Here is a 20,981-nt window from a genome sequence, read left to right as displayed (position 1 = left end):
ATTTCCTACCTGATTTCTAGGAAATATACGCTGACGTCCATGAAGATCAGGACAGGCGGGCCCCAGGACGTGGCGGCCGTACTCGGGATGTTCGACAGCGCGGTGGCCTGGCTGGTGGCGCAGGGACGCACCGGCCAGTGGGGCAGCGAGCCGTTCAGCGGCAACCCCCAGCGCCACGCGCAGGTGTGTGAGTGGGCCGAGGGCGGCGGCATGCGGATCGCGGAGGTGGACGGCGACCCGGCCGGATGCGTGGTGGTCGGCCCGCCGCACCCGTACGTCGACCCGGCCCCCGAGCCGGAGTTGTACGTGCGGGGATTGGTGATCGACCGGCGCTTTTCCGGTCACGGGGTGGGCGAGGCGCTCCTGGACTGGTCGCTGGGCGAGGCCCGCGAGCGGAAGGTGAGGCTGCTGCGCGTGGACTGCTACGCCGGTGACGACGGCCGCCTGATCGGCTACTACGAGCGCTGGGGCTTCACCCGCGAGAAGCCGATCAGCGTCGGCGCGTGGCCGGGCATGGTCCTGAGCCGCGAGGTCGCCTGAGGCTCACTCGCAGCCCTCGAACTGCGGCACCGAGGTGGTCAGCCGCAGCCCCGTCGAACCGAAGCGCTCCCGCAGGAGCCTGGCCGCCGCGCCGCTCTGGTACATGGCGGTCAGCGCCCGGTTGACCTCCTCGCACCCGGCCACGTCGCCGCGCGGCAGCGCGATGCCGTAGCGCTCCTCGGTGAAGGGCGCGTTCACGATGGCGAACGCGCCCTTGTCGGCGGCGGCGAAGCCCGCCAGGATCAGATCCCCGGTGGAGACGGCGTCCACCCGGCCCGCGCGCAGCAGGTCCACGCACTCGCTGTAGGTGGCGGCCGGGACGAGGTCGGCCGGCACCCGGCGCCCCTCGACCACCCGCGAGGCCGAGATCGACCCCTTGGCCTGGCACAGCCTGCGCCCGCGCAGGTCACGCACCCCGCGGATGTCCGTGGTCCGCGCCCGCACGAGGATGTCCTGGTGGGAGACGTAGTACGGCCCGGCGAAGGTCACCTCGGCCTTGCGCTGCGGGCTGATGGAGAAGGTGGCGATCACCATGTCCGCCTCGCCGGAGTTCAGCTTGTCCTCGCGCCCCTCGGAGGTCGTCGGGACGAAGGTGACCTTCTTCCCCAGATGGGCCGCCACATAGGAGGCCACATCCACGTCGAACCCCTCGAACGTCCCGCCCGCGGTCCTGAACCCCAGGCCGGGCTGGTCCGTTTTCACCGCGACGACCAGCTCGTCCTTGTCCAGGATCGACGCCGGTCCGCCCGTCTGCGTGCCGCATCCGGCCACCGTCAGCGCCGCGGCCAGCAGGACGATCTTGCCTGTCATCACACCGGAGCGTAGGCACCGGGCGTGAACGGCGCGTGAATGCCCGGTGGCGCCTACGGCACCGCTGCGGGTATGGCGTCGTTCACGCCTTGCCGTGCAGGGCGCTGCCCTTCTTCCACTGCTTGAACGACATCTGCCAGTAGCCCCAGCCGTTGTTCCACTCCAGCTCGCGGTTGGTGCCGACGATGTCGACGACGTCACCGCGCTGCATGGTGTCGTGGAACCACCTGGCCTGGTCGGGCCGGGAGTTGATGCAGCCGTGGCTGACGTTGCGCACGCCCTGCGCCCAGACGTTGTTCTTGGCGTGGACGTACTCGCCGGAGTTGGAGATGCGCACCGCGTGGTTGATCATCACGTCGTAGTAGCCCGGGTCGCCCTTCTTGCGGCCGGGGGAGATCATGCGTACCGGATTGCCACGCTCCATCGTCAGGTGGACGCCCGAGGTGGTCGTGTACTCGCGGGTGGTGGCCATGCCGGCGCTGATGCGCATGGTCTGCTTCTTCTTGCCGTCCACGTAGACGTACATCATCTTCTTGCGGGTGTCGATCTTGCTGATCTGCTTGGCGCCGATCCGCAGCGTGGTCTCGTGGTCCTTGCCGCCGTACAGGCCCTTGCCGCCCTTGACGCCCTCGATGTCGGCGTGGAACTTGATCTTCTGGTGGGCCGGCCAGTACTTGGCGGTGCGGTAGATCACGTAGGTGTCGTCGATCCAGCGCCAGGCGCCCTCGACCGGCTTTTCCGCCTCGACCTTCAGCGCGGCCTCGACGCTCGCCTTGTCCTTGATCGGCTGGTCGAAGCGGACCATGATCGGCGCCCCCACGCCGATCTTCTCGCCCTTGGCGTTGGGCGTGACGTCCACGACCGTGAACTCCCGTTCCGGCTTCAGCGTCTTGAACGCGCTGGCGGCCTGCGTGACCCCCGACTTGGCGGTGACGTTGTAGTCGGTGGACGGCTTGAGCGGGCTCTTGGAGATCCAGCGCGTCTTGTCGGCGTTGAACTTGCCCTCGATCTGCTCGGCCCCCGCCTGCACCACGACCTCGTCCAGCACGCCGCCGGCCGCCTCGACGACGACCTTCTTGTCCGGGCTCACCTTGGTGCTGCCCTGCTCGGGCGTGATCTTGATGACCGGCGCCTGCGGCGTGGTCGCCGCCTGGCCGGGCTTGCCCTGCTGGCCGGCCGGTGCCCCGCCGCCCGAACACGACACCGTCAACGCGGCGGCGGCCAGCAGCGCCACGCCCGCCGCGGGCCTCCTCCAACCGGGCACAGTACTCACAACGGACCTCTCCCCCATTTACCTAAAACAACTCTCAAAACCTTAATGCTCCTGCATGTATGACGCAGATTCATTCGGGAGAGTTCGGTCACATTTCGATCACTCAGTGACGTCAAGCGCAGGTCAAGAACAGGTCAACCCCGCTGGTACGACGTACCCTGAGCGGATGCTCTCCCCCGGACCGCAAAGGATTGGCAAACGGCTCGCCTGGCTCGACGCGCTGCGCGGGCTGGCGGCCGTCCTGGTGGTCTACGAGCACGCCGTCGCCGGCCTGTCACCCTCCGTGCACGCCGCCAGCGGCGCCTGGTTCGCCGCCGGCTGGTGCGGCGTCATGGTGTTCTTCCTGGCCAGCGGCTACATCGTGCCCGCCTCGCTGGAGCGCCGGGGAGAGGCGCGCGCGTTCTGGATCGGCCGCGTCTTCCGCCTCTACCCGCTGTGGGCGCTGTGCATGGCCGGCGCGCTGGTGCTGCTGCCCGTCACCGGCTCCCCGCTGGCCCACCTCAGCATGCTGCAGGACCTGCTCGGCACGCCGAGCGCCGTCAGCGTGCTGTGGACCCTCTCCTACGAGATGGCCTTCTACCTGCTGGTCACCGCCCTGTTCACGCTCGGCGCGCACCGCCGCAGCGCCGAGATCGCCCTCGGGCTGGCCGCCGTCGCGCTGGCCGGCGCCGCGCTGCTGCCCACCGGCGCCCTCGCGGGCGCCTCCCTGCTCGCGCTGGCCGTCATCGCCGCCGGCCTGGCCGCCGTCCTGGGCGGAGACGGTCGGGTACGGCAGGCCGGCGCGGCCGTCCTCCTCGTCGCGGTCACCACCCTGCTGGCCTTCAACGGCCGGCTGCCCGCCTGGCAGAGCCTCATCGTCGTGGCCACCATGTTCTCCGGAACCGCCCTCTACCGGGCCGAGCAGGGACAGATCACCTGGGCCAGGGCGTGGATCGTGCTGGCCGTACCGGTGGCCGGGGTGCTGCTGTCGCCGGGCACCAACCTCAAGACCGCCTTCGTGGCCGCCTGGGCGATCTTCCTGGCCGGGATGGCGCTGCGCGGGCACGGCGTGCCGTACGTGCTGAGCTGGCTTGGACTGGTCAGCTACTCGGTCTACCTGCTGCACCCGCTGCTGCTGCGGGTGATGCCGGCGCTGTGGGCGGTGCCGGCCACGTTCGCGCTCAGCGCGCTCACCTGGCGCTGGGTGGAAGCGCCCGCCCAGCGTCTGGGCCGGCGGCTGGTGACAGCCGGTGGGTGAGCCCGGTGTGGCGCCGGCCCGCGCCGCGGGTACGCACCGCCTGGGCCAGCGCCCGGCGTGAACCCACGATGACCACGAGCTTCTTGGCCCGGGTGATGGCGGTGTAGAGCAGGTTGCGCTGCAGCATCATCCACGCGCTGGTCGCCAGCGGCACCACCACGCAGGGGTACTCGCTGCCCTGTGAGCGGTGGATGGAGACCGCGTAGGCGTGGGCCAGCTCGTCCAGTTCGTCGAAGGAGTAGTCGACGCTCTCGTCCTCGTCGGTCAGCACGCTCAGCTGGTGCTCGTCCGGCGAGATCGCCTCCACGATGCCGACCGTGCCGTTGAACACCCCCGCTGCGCCCTTGTCGTAGTTGTTGCGCAGCTGGGTGACCTTGTCGCCGACGCGGAAGACCCGGCCGCCGTAGCGGCGTTCGGGCATGTCCTCGCGCGAGGGCGTCAGCGCCTCCTGCAGGGCGATGTTGAGCGCGCCCGCGCCGGCCGCGCCGCGGTGCATCGGCGCCAGGACCTGCACGTCGCGGCGCGGGTTGAGGCCGAACTTGCGGGGGATGCGGCGGGCCACCACGTCCACGGTGAGCTGGGCGATCTCCTCGGGCTCCTCGCAGGGGAACAGGAAGAAGTCCTTCATGCCCTCCAGGACCGGATGCTGGCCCGAGTTGACCCGGTGGGCGTTGACGACCACGCCGGACTCGGCGGCCTGGCGGAAGATCTGCGTCAGCCGTACGCGCGGGATCTCCTCGGCGGCGAGCAGGTCCTTGAGCACCTCGCCCGCGCCCACCGAGGGAAGCTGGTCGACGTCGCCGACGAACAGCAGGTGCGCGCCCGGCGCGATCGCCTTGACGAGCTTGTTGGCCAGCAACAGGTCCAGCATCGAGGCCTCGTCGACCACCACCAGGTCGGCGTCGAGCGGGTTGTCGCGGTCAAAGGTGGCCTCGCCGCCCGGACGCAGCTGCAGCAGCCGGTGGACGGTGGTCGCCTCGTGGCCGGTCAGCTCGGCCAGGCGCTTGGCGGCGCGGCCGGTCGGGGCCGCCAGGATGACGCGGGCGCGCTTGGCCCGCGCCAGCAGCACGATGGAGCGCACGGTGAAGCTCTTGCCGCAGCCGGGCCCGCCGGTCAGCACCGCGACCTTCTCGGTCAGCGCCAGACGTACCGCCTGGCGCTGCTCGGCGGCCAGTTCGGCGCCGGTCTGGCCGTGCAGCCACTGCTCGGCGCGTTCCCAGTCGACGTCGGCGAAGGCCTTGAGCCGGTCGTGGCCGCCCCGCAGCAGCGAGGTCAGCCCGCCGGCCAGCGACAGCTCGGCGCGATGGAAGGGCACCAGGTAGATCGCCGGGACGATGTTGTTCCCGGCCGGGATCTCCTCGCGCACCACCTCCTCGGCGGCCACCGACTCCTGCAGGCAGGCCGCGACCAGCTCGGCGGGCACGTCGAGGATCTTGACGGCGTCGCCGACGAGGTTGGGGGCGGGCAGATAGCAGTGCCCGTCGTCGGCGGCCTGGGACAGGGTGTAGCGCAGCCCCGCCTTGACCCGCTCCGGACTGTCATGGGGGATCCCAACGGCCTGAGCGATGGTGTCGGCCGTCTTGAACCCGATGCCCCACACATCATCAGCCAACCGATACGGCTGACTCTTCACCACTTCCACCGATTTATCGCCATATTGCTTGAAAATGCGGACGGCGATCGAGGTGGAGACGCCCACTCCCTGCAGGAAGATCATCACTTCCTTGATGACCTTCTGCTCCTCCCACGCGGCGCCGATCATCTTGGTCCGCTTGGGCCCCAGCCCCGGCACCTCGACCAGCCGCCCCGGCTCGTTCTCGATCACGTCCAGCGTGTCGGTGCCGAAGTGCCCGACGATCCGCTCGGCCATCTTGGGCCCGATCCCCTTGATCAGCCCCGACCCCAGATACCGCTGAATCCCCTGAATCGTCGCCGGCAGAACCGTGCTGTAGGACCAGACCTCGAACTGCTTGCCGTAGCGCGGATGCGACGTCCACCGCCCCGTCAGCCGCAGCGACTCCCCAACCTGCGCCCCCAGCAACGGCCCCACCACCGTGAGCAGCTCACTGCCGGACCGCTCGGTGGCCACCCGCGCGATGGTGTAGCCCGTTTCATCATTGGCGTACGTGACCCGTTCCAACACGGCTTCAAGGACGCTGCCGGGCGGACGATCAGGTGCCATGCGAGTATTCTGCCGCAGCCCCAGCCCCCCACGACGCGGGCCATCGGTTGCCGCCATCGGGCGGCTACTTCGAGCAGCCCGGCAACGGGATCAAGCGCGCCAGGAACGCATCAGCGCTCTCGAACCTCGCCGGTATGGCGCCCCTCACGGACCCGACTTCCGGTTCCGTCCGTTGACGTTGTCCTGACACCTACGGCCCAGCCCTCTGGCGGTCGATCATCTTGATCTGGTCGGTGCGCCGACGACGTACGGGGTCCTCTGGCTCTGGCCCTAATGTCTCGGGCGGGTGGGGCCCCTATCGTATTCGGCGGATGAGCTGTTCCTGTTCCTTTTTCAGGAGCAGGAATGACGTTGAGATGTACGCGCGCAACGCCGCACCGGGAAACAGAGGGGTGGAGGCGTTGTCATGGCGCAACGGAGAAAAGGAGCCCACCTCTTTCCACCGCACGAGCATCGCTTCGTAGCCGACCACGTGGGCGCACAATTCCTGGAGGCATTCCGGCATGTGGTCTTCGATCAGCAGGTCCGCCCGTCCGATCACGATCTCCATCATGCGTCGGTTCAGCGGCATGAAGGCGTGTTCTATCCAGAGGCGCCACACCTTGGTCTCGTGCTCGGTGGCCAGCCGCTCGCCATCGCCCCAGAAGCTGTGCTTTGACGACAGGTCGCGGAAGATCCGGTCACTGGCCTGAATCAGGCCGTACAACGGGCCGTAGTATTCGCTGAGTTGACGGTTGACCCATTCAAGGTGTTCTTTTCTGCGGGCCAGTCTCAGGCTTATCCCGTAGGTGATGAGGTACCCGCTCAAGGCCAGGATGACGGTGATTGACACGGTCACTGCGGCGCCCACGTTCATGTGGCACCCCTTACCGGAGATCCGAAAAAGGGAGCCGGGTGTTACATGCTCACGCGGCATGGGCGGGCGGGACTCAGCGGATCCTCAACACGTTCTCAACGTCGGCCGCCCTACCTTCCCCTCATCAAAGGAGAGGAAGGCGAGATGAGAGTGAAGCTGTTCGGATCGCTCGCGGCCACCTCCATCGCCGTGGGACTGCTCGCGAGCGTGCCGGCGCACGCCGCGAGCGTCTCCGGCGCGGGATCCGCCGCTGTCAAAGCCACGTCGGTGCTGGGGACGGCTCCGGCCTGTGTCGCGCGTTACGTCAGCGACTTCCACAAGGCGATCGTCCTGCGCAACACGTGCGGCAAGAAGATGTGGGTCAAGGTGATCATCAAGCGCGGCCCCGACAGCCCCTGCTTCGGCATCGGCAAGGGCAGCGTCCGGGCCTGGAAGTGGGGCACGCCGCTGTCCAAGTACGACAAGACCGTCACCTGCTGAAAAGGGGGAAGTCATGACCAGAAGGCTCCGCATCGGGGCGGCCGCGTTCGTCGCCGTCGCCGCTCTCGGGCTCAGCGCGCCCGCGGCGGTCCAGGCCGCCGCCGTTCCTCAGCACGCCGCCGCCGGGTCCGTGCAGATGGCCCGCTGGGTCACCTACGGGCACTACCCGACGAAGTGGCAGTGCAAGGCCGCCGGGAAGTTCTACACGACCGGCAAGAAGCTGGCCAAGGAGTACCGGTGTGTGCGGAAAGTCAAGATCGGTCCGTTCAAGACCTACCGTCTTGATCTGCTGATCACCTGGCTGTGATCCTGCCGGCGTGCCCATGGACCTGTGGTGATATCTCACTGGATATGGGCGCGCCGACGATACCGCTATTGGACAGGGCGGCGCCATGGCTGTTTGGCTCCTGCCGTTCAGTCAAGCGATCAGCAAGGAAATCACGCCCTATGCGCATCTCTCGTATCCCAGCCGGTCTCGCGTTGGCCGCCGCGCTCCTGGTCGGCGGTGTGACGACGGCGCCGGCCGTACAGGCGAAGGAGTCGCCGGAGGCGGCCGCGCGCAAGGAACTGCGCGCGCTGGAGGCGGCCTTCGGCGGCCGCATCGGCGCCTATGCGATCGACACGGGCAGCGGCAGGACGTTCGGTTACCGGGCGGGTGAGAGGTTCCCGCTGCTGTCGACGTTCAAGGCGCCGGTGTGCGGGGCGGCGCTGCACCGGGCGCGCACCGTCGAGCCCGGACTGATGGAGAAGGTGGTGAAATGGACGAAGGCGGATCTGAAGCCCAACTCCCCCACCACCGAGAAACACGTCGAGGACGGGCTGACGGTCGCGCAGCTGTGCGAGGCGACCATCACGCTGAGCGACAACACCGCCGGCAACATGGTGCTCAAGCAGATCGGCGGCCCGTCCGGCCTGACCCGGTACTTCCGCACGCTGAAGGACCCGATCTCCCGCCTGGACCGCTGGGAGACCGAGCTCAACGACTGGAACCCGAAGGAGCGGCGCGACACCACCACGCCCGCGGCCATCTCGCGCGACATGGTCAAGCTCACCGCGGGCAAGGCGCTGCACCCCAAGGACCGCGAGCGGCTGAACGGCTGGCTGATCGCGAGCAAGACCGGTGACGAGCGCATCCGCGCGGGCCTGCCCAAGACGTGGCTCGTCGGCGACAAGACCGGCACCAACACCGAGATCGGCGCCGGCAACGACATCGCGGTCGCCTGGCCGGGCAAGTCGGGCGCGCCGATCATCATCTCCGTCTACACCAACCGCGAGCAGCCCTCGGTCGACAACACGGTGATCGCGAAGACCGCGACCATCCTGGCCCGCGCGCTGGGCAGGGTCTGACCGCTCACGCGCCGGGGTCGCGCGGCAGGAGGGTGGCCAGCGCGGCGGCGCAGAAGAGCGCGGCCAGGATCGCCCACGTCGCGCCGCCCACCGCCTGCAGCAGGCCGGTGACCAGGAGCGGGCCGAGCACGTAGCGGCCGAAGGAGCGGCCCATGCCGAACGCCGCGAGGTACTCGGCGCGCCGTTCGCCGGGGGCCAGCGCGTACGACAGGGTCCAGGCCGCGGCCACCACCGCGATCTCGCCGAACGTCAGCACCACGATCGCCACCGGAAACCAGGACGCCCAGAACGCCAGGCAGGCGGCCGCCAGCGCGACGGCGCCCGCCACCTGGCAGCGCCTGGCCGCCTTGACCGAGGCGGTGAACCTGGCCGACGGCACCATGAGGGCCACGCCCAGCACCGTGTTGATGGCGTACAGCGGCCCGATCCAGGCCCTCGGCACCTGCCCGTCGGCGATCAGCCACAGCGGGAAACCCAGGTTCAGCACCGGCAGCCACAACTGCAGCAGCGTGTCGATGCCGGCGAAGGCCAGCAGCCGGCGGTCGCGCAGCGCGCGCGACCGCCGGACGGGCGAGGGGGCGGGCGCGGGGGCGGTGGTGCCATGCTGGCCGATGGTGCGGACCAGCAACGCGGTCAGCAGGTACGCCACCGCGTTGACCAGCAACGTCACCTGAAAAGCCGACCGCCCCGAGGCTCCCGTCAACAGCCCGCCAAGCGGCCCGCCAACACTGATCCCGATGTTGGCGATCGTGCGGTAGGCGGCCATGACGCGCCCCCGCCGTTCCTCCCCGGCCAGCTCGGCCACGAACGCCTGGGTCAGCGCAGCGATCGCCTGGTCAGCCACGGTCACCACGGTCACGGCGGCCAGGAACCCCCAGAACTCCCCCACGACCGCGTACGCCGCGGTGCCGCCGGCCCGCACCAGGTGCAACGCCACCAGCATGCGGCGTACCCCGACCCGGTCGGCCAGCCGGCCGAGCGGCGTCGCACCGGCCATGGCCACGCATCCGGCCGCGCCCATGCCGAGGCCGACCTGGGCGATGGTCAGGCCGACGAGCTGGGTGAAGTACACGGCGGAGAAGGCCAGGAACAACCCGGCGCCCAGGTAGTCGACCAGCCCCGACACGAGTAACCGGCGAACGGATGCAGTATATTGCGCCATAGACGCAATATACTGGCCGCATGGATCCCGCAGAGCCGGTCAGCCGCGCACTCGCCGCCAACCTCCGCGCGGCCCGGCAGGCACGCGGCTGGCGCCTGGAGGACCTGGCCGAACGTTCGGGGGTCAGCCGCGGCATGCTCCAGCAGATCGAGACCGGCCGGACCAATCCGAGCATCGCCACCCTCGCCCGGATCTGTTCCACGCTGGGCGTCTCCATCGGCCGCCTCGTCGAGCCGCCGGAGGAGCTGGGCCACGTCGTGCGCGCCGCGGAGGTGGCGGTCCGCCCGGCAGGAGCCGGCGGGCAGGCGCGGCTGCTCATCAACGACGGCCGGGCCGAGCTGTGGGACTTCCTCATCGCGCCCGGCGAGGAGTTGCGCTCTCCCGGCCACCCGGAGGGCACCGGCGAGCTCCTGCACGTCAACACGGGTGAGCTGGCGGTGACGGTGGGCGGAGCGGCGTTCTCGCTCGGGCCGGGCGACGCGCTGCGGATGCGCGGGGACCGGCCGCACGTCTACGCCAACCCGGGCGCCGAGCCGGTCCGCTTCACGATGACGGTCATCTACGGCGGCAGGCAGGACCCCCGATATGCCGTGTGATGATCGGTGGATGGTAAGACGGGTCCTCCGCGCGCTGCCGGCCGTACTCCTGACCGCTGCCTGCACGAGCAGCCCCGCCCCGCCCGTACGCACCGCCAAGGCCGAGTGCGCGCTGAAGCCGGGACGGCACAACCTGCGCTTCGCCGGCGAGGAACGCACCTACCTGCTGTCGCTACCGGGGAAGACCAAGGGTCCGTGGCCGATGGTGCTCAACCTGCACGGCCTCGGCTCCAACGCCGGCCGCCAGGCCGACAAGAGCCGCCTGCCCGAGGTCGGCGCCAGGCGCGGGTACGCGGTCGTCACCCCGCAGGTGGCCCGCTACCGCATGGCCTGGACGCTGCCCGGCTACTACGGCCCCGACGACACCGGCTTCCTGACCGCCCTGCTCGACAAGCTGGTGGCAGCGGGGTGCGCGGACAGGGACCGGCAGTTCGCCGCCGGCATGAGCTACGGCGCCGGGATGACCATGGCGCTGATCTGCGCGATGAAGGGCCGGCTGGCCGCCGTCGCGCCGGTGGGCGGGCTCAACATCGTGCCACCCTGCCAGGAGGCGGCGCCCACCACGATCGTGGCCTTCCACGGCACCGGCGACGCCACCGTCCCCTACCGGGGCGGTCATCCGTTCTCGCGGGCGCCCTCGCGGCTGCGGACCCTGGCCAAGCTGGTACGGCTGGCCTCGGTGGAAGGCGCCGCCGGCCGGTGGGCGCGCATCATGGGCTGCCCCGCGCCCGCCACCTCCAAGGTCAGGACCGGCGTACGGCTGCGCACCTGGAAGGACTGCCGCCACCGGGTGAGCCTGCGGCTGTACACGATCAGCGGCGCCGGCCACGTGTGGCCACGCCCGGACGGCGGCCGCCGGATCGACGCGGCCGGGCTGATCCTGGACGCCTTCGACGCCGTCAGTGTCCGGCGGGGCGGGTGATCAGGGCGTCGAGCAGGCCGGGGAAGGCGTCGTCGAGGTCGGCCCTGCGCAGGGTGTTCATGCGCGAGGTGCCGACGTAGTACTGCCGGATCAGGCCCGCCTCGCGCAGCACGTTGAAGTGGTGGGTGGCGGTGGACTTGCTGACCGGGATGTCGAACGCGCCGCATTTGATGTCCTGGCCGGAGGCGTCGAGCTGGGTGACGATGCTGCGCCGTACCGGATCGACGAGGGCTTCGAGCACCTGCTGGAGGTCGAAGGTGTCGGGATGCGGCGGAGTGCGGGCCATGGCCCCATAGTACGACAGACATCAAAGTTTGACACTCGTCGTACTTCTGGCCCACAGTGGTGGCCATGACGAGGACGGTGCGGTTCCACGAGCTCGGCGGCCCCGAGGTAATGCGGCTGGAAGACGTCGATCCGGGCGAGCCGGGGCCCGGCGAGGTGCTCCTGCGGGTGGAGGCGATCGGGATCAACCGGGCGGAGGCGTTGTTCCGCGCCGGCCACTACATCGAACCGGTCAAGGAACTGCCCGCGCGGCTCGGGGCCGAGGCCGCCGGGGTGATCGAGGCGGTCGGGCCGCAGGTGGCGGGGTTCGCCGCCGGGCAGGCGGTCAGCGTGGTGCCCGCCTTCTCCGCCAACGACTACGGCGTGTACGCCGAACGGGCGCTCGTGCCCGCCGCGGCGCTCGTCCACCGCCCCGCTGACGTGGACGCGATCTCCGGCGCCGCCGTCTGGATGCCCTACGTCACCGCCTACGGCGCCCTGGTCGAGGTGGGCGGCCTGCGGGCCGGGGACACGGTGGTGATCAACGCCGCGTCCAGCAGCGTCGGGCTGGCCGCGATCCACACCGCGCTGCGCGTGGGCGCCGTCCCCATCGCGGTGACCCGCACCGGCGGCAAGCGGCGGCGGCTCGTCGAGGAGGGCGCGGCCGAGGTGATCGTCTCCGAGCGGGACGTGAGCGGACGCGTGCTGGAGCTGACCGACGGCCGCGGCGCCGAGTACGTCTTCGACGCCGTCGCCGGCCCCGGCGTCACCGACCTGGCCAGCGCCGTCGCGCCCGGCGGCACCCACTTCCTGTACGGCGCGCTGAGCGGCCTGCCCACCCCCTATCCGGGCTTCGACCTGGGCATGCCCGCCCTGAACCTGCGCACGTACACGATGATGGAGACGACCAGGGACCCGCAGCGGCTCGCCAGGGCCGTCGCCTTCGTCACCGCGGGCCTGCGCGCCGGCGCCTTCCGCCCGATCGTCGACCGCGTCTTCCCGCTGGAGGAGATCGTGGCCGCGCACCGCCACATGGAGTCCGGAACCCGGTTCGGCAAGATCGTGGTGACCACCGGCTGATGGGCCTTCCGGCGCGCGGGCCGGGGCGGTATGAACACCTCGGGGAGATTCTTCATCTTCGACGGGGAGAGTTCATGAGCGACGAGGTTCGCGTCATCATCGAGGCCGTAACGCGCCCCGGACTGTCGGCCGAGCGCGTCCGCCAGATCGTGGCCGAGCATCCGGAGATCCTGGCCGAGCTGGAGGTGGCCGAACCCGGCCGCCTGCTCGTCAGCGGCGCCGAGGCACTCGGCCACGACCCAGGAGACGACGCGCCCTTCCGCGCCACCGTCTTCGACCCGGCCGGCAACCGCGGCCTGGAGCTCAGCGGCACCCTCGGCCGGCTCGACCACACCGAGGTCAGGCCCACCGCCGCCCGCCCCGAACCCAGCAGGGAAGAGCTCGCCGCGGCCGCCGCCGTCCTGCGCGCCCACCCGGTCTTCCCCACGGGCGACGACGTCGTGGTCTACCGCCCGATGCCGCCCCTGGCCGACCTGGACAACCCCGACGGCACCACCACCCGCCGCCCGGCCCTCGGCCTCTACACGCCGAGCGACCCCACCGGCCTTCGCCACCGCATCGTCGCCGTCGACGTCCACGCCCGCACCGTCGACTGGACCCCGGCGGGCATCAACGTGCGCATGCACCACGACTGCGAGGACACCGTCCCGGAGGAGGTCGACGCGCTCACCGACCGCGGCGGCCCCGATCAGGTGCGGGTGCGCGTCGTGCGCGGCGACAGCGAGCTGTGGAACCTCATCGTCGTACGGCCGCGCGCCTCCTCACCCCAGGACGGCGCCGGATCCGGCGTCGAACTGCGCAACGTCCGCTACAAGGGCCGCCTGCTGCTGCGCCAGGCCCACGTGCCCATCCTCAACGTCGAGTACGAGGAGGGCACGACCTTCCGCGACGGCGTCAGCTTCGAGACCCGCTTCTCGGCCACCGGCAGCGACCCGGTCGGCTGGGGCTGGCGCCTGTGCACCAGCGCGCCGCGCACCATCATCGAACGTCCCACCACCGACGCCGGCAACTTCCAGGGCGTCGCCTTCCACCACGACGGCGAGCAGCTGCGCATCGTCAGCGAGCTGGCCGCCGGCTGGTACCGCTACGCCTCCGACTGGCGCCTGGGCGACGACGGCTCCATCCGGCCGCGCTTCGGCTTCGCCGCCACCCGCAACCCGATGACCTGCAAGGTCCACCGCCACCACGCGTACTGGCGCTTCGACTTCGACATCGACGGCGCCGAGAACGACGTGGTCGAGCAGATCAACGAGACCGGCTCGATCATCCCCGAACCGGCGCCGATCATCCGCGAGACCTCCCGCAAACGCCGCCACCCCGCCCTGTACTGGCAGGTACGCGACAAGTCCTCAGGACACGGCCTGCAACTGCACCCCGGCCCCTTCGACGGCACCGCCGACGCGTTCGGCATCTCCGACCTGTGGTTCCTGCGCCACCACCCGGGCGAGCTCTACGACGGCGACCCCGACCCGCGCAACCGCGCCATGCTCAACCGCTTCGTCAACGGCGAATCCATCAACGGCGCCAACCTCGTCATCTGGTACGCCGGCCACTACTACCACGACCAAGCCCACCCGCAGCCGCACCAAGGGGAGCTGATCGGCCCCGAACTGATCCCCATCCCCTGACGGATACGCTGGTCTGCCATGAGTCAGGTTGAGGAGACGACGGCACGCGCCCTGCTGCGCAGGCTCGCCGTCGAGCAGAGTGAGTGCCGGGTCCCGTCGCTCGCGGCGGCGATCGTCCGCGACGGGCAGATGGTCTGGTTCGGCGGGCGCGGGCAGGTCGAGGGCGCCGCACCGACGGCCGACACCCAGTACCGCCTCGGCTCGATCACCAAGAGCATGGTCGCCGTCCTGGTCATGCGGCTGCGCGACGAGGGCGTGCTGGGCCTGCTCGACCCGGTGGGCGGGCACGTGCCGGGCACGCCGTTCGACGAGGTGACGATCGCGCAGCTGCTCTCGCACACCGGCGGGCTGACGGCCGAGCCGCCGACCGACTGGTGGGAGCGCACGCCCGGCCTCACCGCCGAGGACCTGTTCGCCCGGATCGGCCCGGACGAGGCCAAACACCGCCCCGGCCGCACCTTCCACTACTCCAACGTCGGCTACGCGCTGCTCGGCCGACTGATCACCAAGCACCGCGGCATGAGCTGGTACGAGGCGCTGCGCCGCGAGGTGCTGGAGCCGCTCGGCATGAACCGCACCACGCTGCGCCCGGTCGCGCCGCACGCCACCGGCTACGCCGTCCACCCGTGGGCCGACGTGCTGCTGGAGGAGCCCGAGCACGACCACGTCGCGATGGGCCCGGCGGGCCAGCTGTGGTCCACCGCCGCTGACCTGGCCAGGTGGTCGGCGTTCCTGGGCGGCGGCGGCTCCGGCGTGCTGTCGGCCGAGACGCTGGCCGAGATGGGCGAGACCACCGTGGTGGCCGACGGCGACGCGTGGGTGGCCGGGTTCGGACTCGGCCTGCAGCTCGCCCGGATCGACGGCCGCCGCCTGACCGGGCACGGCGGTTCCATGCCCGGCTTCCTGGCCGGCGTCTGGGCCGACGCGAAGGCGGGCACCGGCGTGCTGTTCCTGGCCAACACCACTTCCGGCGTGCGCTACCAGCTGCTCAACGAGCTGCTGGCCATCCTCGACGAGCACGAGCCGCGCCTGCCCGAGGAGTGGCGTCCGGTCGCCACCGACCCCGCGCTGCTGGCGCTGACCGGGCTGTGGCACTGGGGCCCGACCCCCTTCCACCTGCTGGTCCTGCCCGACGGCAAGCTGTCGCTGAACGCCGTCGCCAACTCCAGCCGGGGCTCGCGCTTCGCCCCCCAGGCCGACGGCACCTGGCTCGGCCTCGACGGCTACTACGCGGGCGAGACCCTGCGGGTGGAGGCCGACCACCTGGACCTCAACACCTTCATCCTGACGCGCGAGCCGTACGAGCAGGGGCCGCCGATCCCCGGCGGCGCCGGCGAGTGGCACGCTTGACCAGGTGCGCATAACGATCCTCGGCCCGCTCGCGGCCGGGTCCGCCACCATCGGCGGGACCCGGCTGCGATGGCTGCTGGCCCGCCTGGCCCTGGCCGGCGGCCGCGCCGTCACGGTCGAGGAGCTCACCGACGCCCTGTGGCCGGAGGCCGTGCCCGCCGACCCGGCCAACGCCGTGCAGTCGCTGGTCTCGCGCCTGCGCCGCGCGCTGCCGTCGCCGTCGGCGCTGGAGTCGGTCCCCGGTGGTTACCGTCTGACGGCCGTGACCGACGCCGCCGAGTTCGAGCAGCTGGTACGGCAGGCCGCCGCCACCCCCGACCCCGCCACGTCGGCGACCTTGCTGCGCCAGGCGCTGGAGCTGTGGCACGGACCGGCGCTCGCGGACGTCACCGCCGCCCCCTTCGCCACCGGCCACGCCGCCCGCCTGGAGGAATCCCGCCTGTCGGCCATCGAAGACCTCGCAGAAGCCGACCTCACCCTGGCCGATCTCCGCGGCGCGCCCGGCCTGTCGGAGCTGGTGGCGCGGCTCAGCGAGCTCACCGTCCGCCACCCCCTGCGCGAACGCCTGCACGCCACCCGCATCCGGGCCCTGCACGCCGCGGGCCGCACCGCCGAGGCCCTGGCCGCCTACGAGCACCTGCGCCACGCGCTGGCCGACGAGCTGGGCGCCGACCCCGGCCCCGACCTGCGGGCCCTGCACCTGGACCTGCTGCGCGCCACCCCGTCCCCGCCCCCGCGCACCAACCTGCGCGCCCCGCTGACCAGCTTCGTCGGCCGCACCACCGAGATCGACCGCATCCTCGGCCAGCTCCGCCACCACCGGCTGGTCACGCTCGTCGGGCCGGGCGGCGCCGGCAAGACCCGCCTGGCCACCACGGTCGCCGCCCTCGTCCTCGACCCGGACCGCACGCCCGCCGACGACCTGCGCGAAGGGGCCTGGGTGGTGGAACTGGCCGCGGTCAGCGATCCGGGCGACGTCGCGCCGGCGGTACAGGCGGTGCTGGGCGCGGCGCCGCCGCTGCGGCCGCCGAGCGACACCATGGGACGGCTGGCCGAGGCGCTGTCCGGCGGCCCGGTGCTGCTGGTTCTGGACAACTGCGAACACCTCCTCGACGCCGCCGCCCGGCTGGCCGACGACCTGCTCGGCCGCTGCCCCGAGCTGACCGTGCTGGCCACCAGCCGCGAGCCGCTCGGCATCGCCGGCGAGGCGCTGTCACCGGTCGGGCCGCTGCCACTGGATCTGGCCGCGAGGCTGTTCGTGGAGCGGGCGGCAGCGGCGGACCCGTCGTTCGAGCCAGGGCCGCAGGTGGCCGAGATCTGCCGCCGCCTCGACGGGCTGCCGCTGGCCATCGAGCTGGCCGCCGCCCGGCTGCGCTCGCTGACCCTGAGCCAGGTGGCCGAGCGGCTCGACGACCGCTTCGCGCTGCTGACCGGCGGCAGCCGTACCTCCTTGCCCCGGCACCAGACGCTGCGCGCGGTCGTGGCGTGGAGCTGGGACCTCGCCGACGACGGCGAGCGGGCGCTGGCCGAGCGGCTGTCGGTGTTCCCCGGCACGTTCGACGCCGCGGCGGCGGGCTGCGTGGGCGCCTCGCTGGACGCCCTGGCCGCGCTGGTGGACAAGTCGTTGCTGCAGCAGGCGCCGGGCGGGCGCTACCGGATGCTGGAGACGATCAGGGAGTTCGCCCTGGAGCGCCTGGTCGCCGACGGCGGCGCGGTGGCGGCCAGGGACGCGCACGCCGCGTACTTCCTGCGGCTGGCCGAGACCGCGGAGCCGCACCTGCGCGGCGGCGGCCAGCGCGAGTGGATCAACCGGCTGATCGGCGAGCACGACAACCTGCTCGCCGCCCTTCACCACGCCGCCGCCCGCGAGGACGCCGACACCGCGGTACGCCTGGCCGCCGCCCTGGGCCAGTTCTGGATGACGTGGGGCAACAACAGCGACTCGGTCGGCTGGCTGAGGATGGCGCTGGCGGTGCCGGGTCCGGCGCCGGCGCGAGCCCGTACCATCGCCACGGCCGTCTTCCTGACCAACAGCGCGTTCGGCGGCACGGCGAACGGCCCCGGCGAGGTCCTGGAGGGCATCCAGGAGCTGATCGACGCGATCGACCCCGACGACGACCACCCGCTGCTGGCGCTGATCGAACCGGCGCTGGGCCTGTTCACCGACGACGACGCGCTCGGGCTGGCGGCGGTGGAGCGCAACCTGCACCACCCCGACCCGTGGACCCGGGCGGTGCTGCGCATGGCCAGGGGCGCGCTGCTGGAGAACCGCGGCGACACCCGCGGCATGCGCGCCGACCTGCTGGTGGCCGAGGCCGAGCTGGCCGCGCTCGGCGAGCATTGGGCGCGCTCGCAGGCGCTGACGATCCTGGCGGGCTCTCATGTGCTACTGGGTGAGTTCGACCGGGCGGTGACGGCGCTGGAGACCGCGATCGAGCTGATCCGCGCGCTCGATTCGGCCAACGCCACAGGACACCAGCGGGTCTGGCTGGCCGGCGCGCGCATCCTGCGGGGCGAGGTCGCGCGCGGCCAGGCCGAGCTGCGGGAGCTCGCGGACACGCCGCCGCGCGGCTGGAACGCCAGCAGCGTCGCCTTCGCCCAGCTCGAGCTCGGCGACCTGGCCAGACGCGAGGGCGACCTGACCGAGGCGGCCCGCCTGTACGCCACCTCGTCACGCACGATCGAACGGCTGCCCGTCGTCGCGCCGCAGTTCCACGCGCTGATCCAGGCGCAGCGGGCCCACCTGTCGGCGGAGCTCGGCGACGTCACCGACGCCACGCGGCGGGTGCGGGACGCGGTCGAGGAGGCCCTGTCGGTCAAGGACATGCCGGTGCTGGCCACGATCGGGGTGGGCGCGGCCGCGGTGTGGGCGGCCAGGGGCGAAGCCGCCCGCGCGGCGCGCGTGCTGGGCGCCACCGAGCAGCTGCGCGGCCTGCCCGCCGTCCACCACCCCGACGTGATCGCGCTGTCGGCGCGGCTGCGGGCCGAGCTGGGCGAGGCCGCCTTCGACAAGGAGTACGCCGAAGGGCGCGACCTCACCCGCGAACAAGCGGTCAGCCAGGTCCGCGACCTCGGCTGACCCGCGGCGTCAGTCGGTGCCGACCTCCATGGCGGCGTGGTCGAGCAGCTCGTCGGCGTCGGGACCCTCCGGGCGGGCGGCGATCACGTCGGCGCCGCCCTCGGGCATCGCGCCGATCAGCCCGCTGGCCGCCGTCTGCGTGACGCCGATCAGCGTCGGGTGCGCGCTGCCGACCATGCCGAGCCTGGCATATTGCTCCAGCTTGGCGCGCGAGTCGGCGATGTCGAGGTTGCGCATGGTCAGCTGGCCGATCCGGTCGACCGGGCCGAAGGCGGGCTCCTCGACGCGTTCCATGGACAGCTTGTCCGGGTGGTAGCTGAAGGCCGGGCCCGCGGTGTGGAGGACGGAGTAGTCCTCGCCGCGCCGCAGCCGCAGCGTGACCTCGCCGGTGATCGCGGTGCCCACCCAGCGCTGCAGCGCCTCGCGCAGCATCAGCGCCTGCGGGTCCAGCCAGCGGCCCTCATACAGCAGCCGGCCCAGCCGGCGGCCGTCGTTGTGGTAGGCGGCGAGGGTGTCCTCGTTGTGGATCGCGTTGACCAGCCGCTCGTAGGCCGCGTGCAGCAGCGCCATGCCGGGCGCCTCGTAGATGCCGCGGCTCTTGGCCTCGATGACCCGGTTCTCGATCTGGTCGGACATGCCCAGCCCGTGCCGGCCGCCGATCGTGTTGGCCTCCAGCACCAGGTCGACCGAGGAGGCGAACTCCTTGCCGTTGATGGACACCGGCCGGCCCTGCTCGAAGCCGATCGTCACGTCCTCGGCGGGGATCTCGACGGCCGCGTCCCAGAACCGCACGCCCATGATCGGCTCGACGATCTCGATGCCGGTGTCGAGGTGCTCGAGCGACTTCGCCTCGTGGGTGGCGCCCCAGATGTTGGCGTCCGTCGAATACGCCTTCTCCGTGCTGTCGCGGTACGGCAGGGCGTGCGCGACCAGCCACTCCGACATCTCCTTGCGGCCGCCGAGCTCATGCACGAAGTCGGCGTCCAGCCAAGGCTTGTAGATGCGCAACGACGGGTTGGCGAGCAGGCCGTACCGGTAGAACCGCTCGATGTCGTTGCCCTTGAAGGTGGAGCCGTCGCCCCAGATCTGCACGCCGTCCTCAAGCATGGCGCGCACCAGCAGCGTGCCGGTGACGGCCCGGCCGAGCGGCGTGGTGTTGAAGTAGGTGCGCCCGCCGGAACGGATGTGGAACGCGCCGCACGCGAGCGCCGCGAGCCCTTCCTCGACGAGCGTCTCGCGGCAGTCGACCAGACGGGCGATCTCCGCGCCGTAGGCCGTGGCGCGGCCGGGAACCGACGCGATGTCGGGCTCGTCGGCCTGGCCGACGTCAGCGGTGTACGTGCATGGGATTGCACCCTTGTCGCGCATCCACGCGACCGCTACTGAGGTGTCGAGGCCGCCTGAAAAGGCGATCCCGACTCTTTCGCCGACTGGCAGGGAGGTGAGAACCTTGGACACGAGCAAAAATATATACACACCACTGCATGTCCATGCAAGCCCTTCCGGGAGTGTTCCAGTCTCTGAGACGGGCCGATGTCGAGAAAGTCCCCGGGGTTCCGACTTCTGGATGAAGCCGGTGATCCGAGGGGAGCCCTTGATGAAGTACCTGATCCTGATCTACAGCGGCCCGGAAGGCCCGGAACGGCCGGACCTGGCGGACGAGGTCACCGAGCCCGGCGAACTGGTCGCGGGCGGGGTGCTGGCCGATCCGGTGAACACCGTGACCGTGCGCGTGGCCCGCGGGACCGCGCAGGAGGAGCAGCTGTCCGGCTACCTGGTGGTGGACTGCGACTCGGGCCGGCGGGCCGCCGAGATCGCCGCCCGGCTGCCCGGCGCCCGCACCTCCACCGTGGAGGTACGCCCGATCATGAACCTGTCAGGCCAGGAGATGTGAGCGGGTGCCCGTCGATCACGTGGGCCACCAGTCGGAGACGTCCACACCGTCGTCGTGCAGCCTCCGGCGGATGAAGTCCTCGACGTCGGTCACGGTCCGCGTGTGGCGGCCCTCCCCTGTACGCAGGTCCTGCACCCACGCGGCCAGCCGGGGAGGCGCGCCGGGGACCTCGCGGACCTCCACGTACACGCGCACCAGGAACGCGTGCGCGCCCTGTCCAAGTTGTCCCTCCACCGGCGGCCACCTTTCGGGCGACATCTCGCCCTTTCTACGGCAGGGCC

20 protein-coding genes are annotated in these 20,981 nt (G+C 71.3%); 12 read left to right on the top strand and 8 right to left on the bottom strand.

Annotated features, from left to right (window positions below):
- Positions 1-39: 39 nt before the first annotated feature.
- Complete coding sequence (locus HNR40_RS35115) at positions 40-540, top strand: GNAT family N-acetyltransferase (RefSeq protein ID WP_184969139.1); 501 nt, start codon at positions 40-42, stop codon at positions 538-540.
- 3 nt (positions 541-543) lie between these two features.
- On the opposite strand, the gene HNR40_RS35110 is transcribed toward HNR40_RS35115, so the two are convergent.
- Positions 544-1,350 (bottom strand): glutamate ABC transporter substrate-binding protein, encoded by an 807-nt coding sequence (locus HNR40_RS35110; protein ID WP_184969137.1) that lies wholly within the window; start codon positions 1,348-1,350, stop codon positions 544-546.
- A gap of 82 nt (positions 1,351-1,432) precedes the next feature.
- The gene (locus tag HNR40_RS35105; protein WP_312896630.1) at positions 1,433-2,623 is read right to left on the bottom strand and encodes a L,D-transpeptidase; all 1,191 of its coding nucleotides are present in this window, start codon (positions 2,621-2,623) and stop codon (positions 1,433-1,435) included.
- A gap of 166 nt (positions 2,624-2,789) precedes the next feature.
- Between HNR40_RS35105 and HNR40_RS35100 the strand changes: the two genes are divergently transcribed.
- On the top strand, positions 2,790-3,860 hold the full coding sequence (locus HNR40_RS35100; RefSeq protein ID WP_184969133.1) for an acyltransferase family protein: 1,071 nt from the start codon (positions 2,790-2,792) through the stop codon (positions 3,858-3,860).
- On the opposite strand, the gene recD2 is transcribed toward HNR40_RS35100, so the two are convergent.
- The gene (gene recD2 / locus HNR40_RS35095; RefSeq protein WP_184969131.1) at positions 3,793-6,042 is read right to left on the bottom strand and encodes an SF1B family DNA helicase RecD2; all 2,250 of its coding nucleotides are present in this window, start codon (positions 6,040-6,042) and stop codon (positions 3,793-3,795) included. The two genes, HNR40_RS35100 and recD2, sit on opposite strands and share 68 nt — an antisense overlap.
- Before the next feature lie 295 nt (positions 6,043-6,337).
- Positions 6,338-6,898 carry a hypothetical protein gene (locus HNR40_RS35090; protein ID WP_184969130.1) on the bottom strand — a complete coding sequence of 187 codons (561 nt, stop codon included), beginning with the start codon at positions 6,896-6,898 and terminating at the stop codon, positions 6,338-6,340.
- Positions 6,899-7,042: 144 nt separating this feature from the next.
- Between HNR40_RS35090 and HNR40_RS35085 the strand changes: the two genes are divergently transcribed.
- The 3 genes from HNR40_RS35085 (at position 7,043) to bla (ending at position 8,725) form a co-directional block, all read left to right on the top strand.
- The gene (locus HNR40_RS35085; RefSeq protein ID WP_184969128.1) at positions 7,043-7,378 is read left to right on the top strand and encodes an alpha-amylase inhibitor; all 336 of its coding nucleotides are present in this window, start codon (positions 7,043-7,045) and stop codon (positions 7,376-7,378) included.
- 13 nt (positions 7,379-7,391) lie between these two features.
- Positions 7,392-7,685 carry a hypothetical protein gene (locus HNR40_RS35080; protein ID WP_184969127.1) on the top strand — a complete coding sequence of 98 codons (294 nt, stop codon included), beginning with the start codon at positions 7,392-7,394 and terminating at the stop codon, positions 7,683-7,685.
- A 140-nt stretch (positions 7,686-7,825) separates the two neighbouring features.
- The gene (gene bla / locus HNR40_RS35075; protein ID WP_184969126.1) at positions 7,826-8,725 is read left to right on the top strand and encodes a class A beta-lactamase; all 900 of its coding nucleotides are present in this window, start codon (positions 7,826-7,828) and stop codon (positions 8,723-8,725) included.
- Positions 8,726-8,729: 4 nt separating this feature from the next.
- On the opposite strand, the gene HNR40_RS35070 is transcribed toward bla, so the two are convergent.
- Complete coding sequence (locus tag HNR40_RS35070; RefSeq protein ID WP_184969125.1) at positions 8,730-9,887, bottom strand: MFS transporter; 1,158 nt, start codon at positions 9,885-9,887, stop codon at positions 8,730-8,732.
- Positions 9,888-9,907: 20 nt separating this feature from the next.
- On the opposite strand from HNR40_RS35070, the gene HNR40_RS35065 reads away from it, so the two are divergent.
- Positions 9,908-10,483 carry a helix-turn-helix domain-containing protein gene (locus tag HNR40_RS35065; protein ID WP_184969124.1) on the top strand — a complete coding sequence of 192 codons (576 nt, stop codon included), beginning with the start codon at positions 9,908-9,910 and terminating at the stop codon, positions 10,481-10,483.
- 10 nt (positions 10,484-10,493) lie between these two features.
- Positions 10,494-11,405 carry a CE1 family esterase gene (locus tag HNR40_RS35060; RefSeq protein WP_184969123.1) on the top strand — a complete coding sequence of 304 codons (912 nt, stop codon included), beginning with the start codon at positions 10,494-10,496 and terminating at the stop codon, positions 11,403-11,405.
- Here the strand turns inward: HNR40_RS35060 and HNR40_RS35055 are convergent.
- Positions 11,383-11,691, bottom strand: a complete 309-nt coding sequence (locus HNR40_RS35055) for an ArsR/SmtB family transcription factor (protein ID WP_184969122.1) — start codon at positions 11,689-11,691, stop codon at positions 11,383-11,385. The genes HNR40_RS35060 and HNR40_RS35055 overlap by 23 nt on opposite strands.
- Positions 11,692-11,756: 65 nt before the next feature.
- On the opposite strand from HNR40_RS35055, the gene HNR40_RS35050 reads away from it, so the two are divergent.
- The 4 genes from HNR40_RS35050 (at position 11,757) to HNR40_RS35035 (ending at position 18,806) form a co-directional block, all read left to right on the top strand.
- Positions 11,757-12,749: a zinc-dependent alcohol dehydrogenase family protein gene (locus HNR40_RS35050; protein WP_184969121.1), complete on the top strand. Its 993-nt coding sequence runs from the start codon at positions 11,757-11,759 to the stop codon at positions 12,747-12,749.
- A gap of 74 nt (positions 12,750-12,823) precedes the next feature.
- Entirely contained in the window at positions 12,824-14,377 is a 1,554-nt protein-coding gene (locus HNR40_RS35045; protein ID WP_184969120.1) for a hypothetical protein, read from the top strand.
- 18 nt (positions 14,378-14,395) lie between these two features.
- A complete protein-coding gene (locus tag HNR40_RS35040; RefSeq protein ID WP_184969119.1) occupies positions 14,396-15,727 on the top strand; it encodes a serine hydrolase domain-containing protein in 1,332 nt (443 codons plus the stop codon).
- 4 nt (positions 15,728-15,731) lie between these two features.
- A complete protein-coding gene (locus tag HNR40_RS35035) occupies positions 15,732-18,806 on the top strand; it encodes an AfsR/SARP family transcriptional regulator (RefSeq protein WP_184969117.1) in 3,075 nt (1,024 codons plus the stop codon).
- A gap of 9 nt (positions 18,807-18,815) precedes the next feature.
- On the opposite strand, the gene argG is transcribed toward HNR40_RS35035, so the two are convergent.
- Positions 18,816-20,264 carry an argininosuccinate synthase gene (gene argG, locus HNR40_RS35030; RefSeq protein WP_184969115.1) on the bottom strand — a complete coding sequence of 483 codons (1,449 nt, stop codon included), beginning with the start codon at positions 20,262-20,264 and terminating at the stop codon, positions 18,816-18,818.
- A 139-nt stretch (positions 20,265-20,403) separates the two neighbouring features.
- Here argG and HNR40_RS35025 point away from each other — a divergent pair, with 139 nt between their 5' ends.
- Positions 20,404-20,700 (top strand): YciI family protein, encoded by a 297-nt coding sequence (locus HNR40_RS35025; RefSeq protein ID WP_184969113.1) that lies wholly within the window; start codon positions 20,404-20,406, stop codon positions 20,698-20,700.
- Positions 20,701-20,715: 15 nt separating this feature from the next.
- Here the strand turns inward: HNR40_RS35025 and HNR40_RS35020 are convergent, their stop codons facing one another.
- A complete protein-coding gene (locus tag HNR40_RS35020; protein WP_184969111.1) occupies positions 20,716-20,934 on the bottom strand; it encodes a hypothetical protein in 219 nt (72 codons plus the stop codon).
- Positions 20,935-20,981: the final 47 nt, after the last annotated feature.

The sequence above is a fragment of the Nonomuraea endophytica genome (genome assembly GCF_014203235.1).
Lineage (GTDB): Bacteria > Actinomycetota > Actinomycetes > Streptosporangiales > Streptosporangiaceae > Nonomuraea > Nonomuraea endophytica.
The sequence above is the reverse complement of the archived record's forward strand: the minus strand, read 5'-3'. Positions and strand labels throughout refer to the sequence as shown.